Raw genomic sequence first — 5,411 nt, 5'->3', positions numbered from 1 at the left:
ACACCGGTGGCAGGCGACACATCTTCGTGAATCAACGATGATCTTCTCTCCTTCACGCCGGTATGTTCCGTACGAGCAGTTTTCAATACATCTTTCACAGAGCATACACCGTGATGGATCAATACTGACCCGGAATTTCATCGGGACAGTTCCGATACTCATACTCTCACCCTCCCGATAACCGGCTCCCCTGCCTTTGGCATCCAGACACGCTCAAGGTTTGGCTCCATCCTCCGGATCGCCGCCTCTTCACTTGATATATAGAGGCGATCTCCCGCTTCAGCAGCGATCAGTGGTCTCAGTTTGATCCGATCGGTGAATCCGACGATACCATCTGTTGTGGCAACAACAATTGCAAAAGGACCGTTCATCAGTGCTGAACCATAGGTCAGACGAATCGCTTTGTTCAGCATCTGCTTCCCCTCTTTCATCTGGTCGATCTCATCCCAGAATGGCGGTGCGAACGCCCGCACCATCAGGTCCTCCGGTAGACCATGCTTGCGGCCGAGGAGATCGCAGAGGTACGCGACGACTTCTGTATCCGTACCCATTGTGCATCGGTACCCGAAGCTCTCGATATAACGACGGTTAGTCCCATAGGAAGTGATCTCACCATTATGGACAACACTCCAGTCGAGGAGGTTGAAGGGATGCGCTCCCCCCCACCATCCCGAGGTATTGGTCGGGTACCGATTATGCGCAAGCCAGATGTAGCCTTCGTATTTTTCTATCTGGTAGAAGTCAGCAACTGCTTCCGGCCATCCCGATGCTTTGAAGACGCCGATATTTTTCCCGGATGAGTAGACGAGTGCACCCGGGATTGTTGTGTTGATCTTCATAACCAGCATCGTTACAATGTCCTCTTCAGGGGATGTGGTCCCTGGCATCAGGGATACATCAGGTTTGAAGAAGTACCGCCAGGGGATATGGGTGCGCCTGAGCTCAGGTTGTTCAACGGTTGGGATCTCCTCCTCAAACTCGATTATCCCCCAGGTCCTGAGGATCTCGTCGACTTTACCCTTCGGCTCAACAAGATTATCAAAGAAGAGATGAAGGGCATAGTACTCAGAAAAATCCGGATAAATGCCATATGCCGCGTATCCGGCTCCTTCTCCACTCCCTCGTTCGTCCATCAGAGAGAGGGCATGTTTGATTCGGGACCCGTCCATACCGGACCTGGATCTGTCAATGACACTGATAATTCCACACATGGGCACTCACACGAGAACATTTCTATCCTGATTCCCGGATGTATATGGTTGTTCCATTAAATATTTATAGGAATCAGTAGAAGTAATCTTCTATATGTCAGGAGACGATGTGTCCAGAATGCTGGAACAGATTGAGAAAGATCGGGTGAGATTCATCCGGCTCCAGTTTACCGATATCCTCGGAAATGCCAAAAATGTTGCGATCCCAGCGAAGCAAGCGGAGAAGGCGCTCACTGAAGGTATCAGCTTCGATGGATCCTCCATTATGGGTTTTGCACGTATAGAAGAGTCAGATATGGTCCTAAAACCTGACATGTCGACATATCGGATCCTCCCCTGGAGACCGGAGACGATGCGGGTTGCACGGTTTATTTGTGATGTCTATACTCCAAATGGCAAACCATTTGATGGTGATCCGCGCTATATCCTTCGGAAGCAGGTTGAGGCGGCAGCAAAGATGGGATTCATCTTCAACACCGGTCCGGAACTTGAGTTCTTCCTCTTCCGTCAGCATGATGGCAAGCCATCCCTTGAGTTTCAGGATGTCGGGGGGTACTTCGACCTCGCACCGACGGACCTTGCAGAGGATGTCAGACGTGATATCGTCGTTGCATTAACCGATATGGGCTTTGATATTGAAGCGTCTCACCATGAGGTTGCAGAGTCACAGCATGAGATTGACTTTAAATATGGTGAAGCATTGACAACAGCGGACAATGTGATCACCTTTAAGTTTGCAACAAAGACGATTGCACTTCAGAAGGGTCTTCATGCAAGTTTCATGGCAAAGCCGATCTTTGGGATCAACGGATCCGGTATGCATACAAACTGCTCCCTCTCTACACTGAATGGCGAGAATGCCTTCTTCGATCCTGCAGCACCTCTCCAGTTATCGGAGACTGCAATGCATTTCATCGCAGGTCTTCTGAAACACGTGAGGGCAATCACACGAATTGCAAACCCGACGATCAATTCGTACAAGCGGCTTGTTCCGGGATATGAAGCACCTGTCTATATCGGATGGAGTGCATCGAACCGGACCGCACTCATTCGTGTACCTGCACCCCGTGGTCGGAGTACCCGTGTTGAACTGCGAAGCCCTGATCCAACCTGCAATCCATATCTCGCCTTTGCAGCAATGCTTGCTGCCGGTCTTGACGGAATAAAAAATAAGCTTGAGCCACCAAAGAGTGCTGACAAAAATATCTTCCATATGACTCCGGATGAGCGTAAGAAGGAAGGTATCGATACCCTTCCGGGAAGTTTATTCGAGTCAAATCAATGCCTCATGGAAGATCCCCTCATCTGTGAAATACTTGGAAAGCATGTTGTTGAGAATCTCAACTCAATCGCAGAGTTTGAGTGTGATTCATTCAGGATTGCTGTCACCGACTGGGAGACGAAGCGATACTTCTCTACCTATTAACGCTCTCCCTTTTTTTTCTTTATCACTTCTCATACACCTGTTCTTCAAATTGATTGTTTCCTCCCTCTTCTGAATTATCTTATGGATGCTCTTCTGCACCTTTAGTTAATTATTTATATGATGGAAGATAACTTCCTTCTACGTCTTGTGAGGTGATACAGACTCTCCGGGGATGTTCCCGGAAATCTTATCACTTTGCAAGACTTCAGTGGCATATTGAGTCAGGCTCATGATCCACATGGCCTTTGAAATGAATGGAGACTCTCTGTTTACGTTGATGAACAGTCATTACTTCACAGGAAAGAAAATTGGGGTTGAAACGGAATGGAACTTGATTCGGGTGCAACTGCCTTTGTGCTGATTGCAACGGCAATGGTTATGCTGATGACGCCCGGTGTCGGGCTTTTCTACGGCGGCATGGTACGGAAGAAGAACTTCATCTCCACGATCATGCTTTCGATGATAGCGTTTGCAGTCGTGAGTATCCAGTGGGTATTAATCGGTTATTCACTCGCATTTGGCACTGATATCGGAGGATTTATCGGAAATCTTGATCATATCGGGCTGGCTGGAGTGGGGATGGAAGGTGAAGGGATACCGGATCTCCTCTTCATGGTCTTCCAGCTGGTATTCGCCGGCCTTACACTCGCGATATTGACTTCAGCACTCGCTGAACGGGTGAAGGTTAGCTCATTCATCATCTTTGGTCTCCTCTGGACGACGCTCGTCTATGATCCGCTTGCCCACTGGGCATGGGGTGGTGGTTGGGCTCATCAGCTCGGAGCTCTTGACTTTGCAGGCGGAACTGTTGTCCATATCAGTGCAGGTTTTGGTGCTCTGGCAGCAGCCCTCGTCATCGGCAAACGTATTGGTTTCGGTTCACACTCGATGGAGCCTCATAATATACCGATGACCCTGATTGGTGGTGCCCTCCTCTGGTTCGGCTGGTTTGGATTCAATGCCGGATCAGCCCTTGCAGCAGATGGTCTTGCAGCGAGTGCCTTTGTGGTGACAAACACTGCTGCTGCTGCCGGTGCTCTTGCCTGGATGTTGGGTGCCTGGCTTCATGGAAAACCGTCCTCACTTGGGATGATCTCTGGTGCGGTCGCAGGTCTCGTAGCAATAACGCCTGCAGCAGGATTTGTGGATCCGATTTCAGCCATCGTCATCGGTCTGGTAGCCGGTCTCATCTGCTACAAAGCGATGCTCTGGCGGATCAAGAAAGGTCTTGATGAGAGTCTGGATGCCTGGGCGATCCATGGTGTTGGTGGGTTCTGGGGTGCGCTCGCAACAGGTATCTTTGCGACTGCTACGATCGGAGGTGTTGATGGTCTTCTGTATGGTAATGTCACGCAGTTTGGTATCCAGATAGTTGATGCAGTCGCCGCAGTCCTGTATGCGTTTGTAGTCACCTACATCCTGGCGTATGCCGTCCACAAGACGATTGGTCTCCGGGTGTCGGAGGATGAAGAGTATGTCGGCCTTGACATCTCCCAGCATGGGGAGAAGGTTGCAAACTAACGGGGTGGTTGCTGTGAAAAAGATCGAGGCAATAATCAGGCCTGAAAGATATGAGATTGTTGAAAAAGCCCTGGAGGAGAATGGATTCTCGGCGATGACCGTTTCTGAGGTGAAAGGGAGGGGTGCACAGAAGGGTATCACTCTCCAGTACCGGGGCGGGATCATGAAGGTGAACCTCCTTCCTAAGATCAAGATCGAGATGATCATAAAAGATGAGGACGTTTCACGGGCAGTAGAGATCATCCAGACCAATGCCAGGACTGGGAAGGTCGGTGATGGCCGTATCTTCGTCCTGCCGGTGGAGGGGGCATACTGGGTTAGAAAAGACGACGCTCACGTTTAGAAAAAGATCGGGCTTGTACTATCTCCCACCTGGTGATTAGGGCTCAGATTGAACCCTTAAAAGCCCTTTTTTTAAGCCGGCCCCGAAGTCTCATCGCATCGACAACCCGTGATACTGCGACAACATATGCTGCTTTTCTCATATCGATTCCTTGTGTACGGGCAGTTGATATGACCTCATCGTAGGCCTTTACCATTCGCTTCTCCAGCCTCCGATTGACTTCTTCTTCAGTCCAGGGTAACATGGTTTTATTCTGAACCATCTCAAAGAACGAGACGGTCACCCCACCGGCATTGCAGAGGATATCAGGGATGATATGAACATCTCTCTCAAAGAGGATCGTATCAGCATCAGGTGTTGTCGGGCCGTTTGCAAATTCTGAGAGAATTTTTGGGCTCATTCGTTCTGCCCTTTCTGCAGTAATGGCATGTTCAAGAGCTGCAGCGATGACAATATCTGCTTTGAGTGTGAGCAGATCCTCACTATCCACTCGTGCAGTATTCGGTGATCCGACAACCGATCCTGTCTGGACTTTCTGATGAGATACCTCTTCAAGGTTCAGGCCTTCCTGACTGTATACGCCACCTCGTGAGTCCGATACTGCAATTACACGAGCATTGAGGATATTTCGTGCCATGTATGCCGCATTCCCCCCAACATTCCCAAATCCCTGGATCACTACCGTTGCACCCCTGAGATCCAGATTCAGTTCGCGGGCAGCCTCCCTGATGACGGTAATGCCACCCCGGGCCGTTGCCTCAATCCTGCCCAAAGATCCACCGATACGAATCGGTTTTCCGGTGACGATGCCGGGTTGATTCTTACCTGACAGGTTGGAGTACTCATCCATCATCCATCCCATGATCCTTGCATCTGTTCCGACGTCAGGTGCAGGAATGTCCATATCCGG

At 50.0% G+C, this 5,411-nt stretch carries 6 protein-coding genes; 3 read left to right on the top strand and 3 right to left on the bottom strand.

Features of this window, described 5'->3' with window-relative positions; translation table 11 throughout:
* The coding region (locus tag Q7V06_RS01740; RefSeq protein WP_304837163.1) for a 4Fe-4S binding protein at positions 1–141 on the bottom strand (141 nt) is incomplete at its 3' end.
* A 17-nt stretch (positions 142–158) separates the two neighbouring features.
* The gene (locus Q7V06_RS01735; RefSeq protein WP_304837160.1) at positions 159–1,211 is read right to left on the bottom strand and encodes a glutamine amidotransferase family protein; all 1,053 of its coding nucleotides are present in this window, start codon (positions 1,209–1,211) and stop codon (positions 159–161) included.
* 94 nt (positions 1,212–1,305) lie between these two features.
* Between Q7V06_RS01735 and glnA the strand changes: the two genes are divergently transcribed.
* From glnA to Q7V06_RS01720, 3 genes are all read left to right on the top strand, one after another.
* Complete coding sequence (gene glnA / locus Q7V06_RS01730) at positions 1,306–2,637, top strand: type I glutamate--ammonia ligase (RefSeq protein WP_304837157.1); 1,332 nt, start codon at positions 1,306–1,308, stop codon at positions 2,635–2,637.
* A 324-nt stretch (positions 2,638–2,961) separates the two neighbouring features.
* The gene (locus tag Q7V06_RS01725) at positions 2,962–4,158 is read left to right on the top strand and encodes an ammonium transporter (RefSeq protein ID WP_304837155.1); all 1,197 of its coding nucleotides are present in this window, start codon (positions 2,962–2,964) and stop codon (positions 4,156–4,158) included.
* A 13-nt stretch (positions 4,159–4,171) separates the two neighbouring features.
* Positions 4,172–4,501 (top strand): P-II family nitrogen regulator, encoded by a 330-nt coding sequence (locus tag Q7V06_RS01720; RefSeq protein WP_304837153.1) that lies wholly within the window; start codon positions 4,172–4,174, stop codon positions 4,499–4,501.
* Positions 4,502–4,544: 43 nt separating this feature from the next.
* On the opposite strand, the gene Q7V06_RS01715 is transcribed toward Q7V06_RS01720, so the two are convergent.
* The coding region (locus tag Q7V06_RS01715) for a Glu/Leu/Phe/Val dehydrogenase (RefSeq protein ID WP_304837150.1) at positions 4,545–5,411 on the bottom strand (867 nt) is incomplete at its 5' end.

The sequence above is a fragment of the Methanocalculus sp. genome (assembly GCF_030651615.1).
Taxonomy (GTDB): Archaea; Halobacteriota; Methanomicrobia; order Methanomicrobiales; family Methanocorpusculaceae; genus Methanocalculus.
Note: the sequence above shows the minus strand (reverse complement) of the source record. Positions and strands in the feature narration are given on the sequence as shown.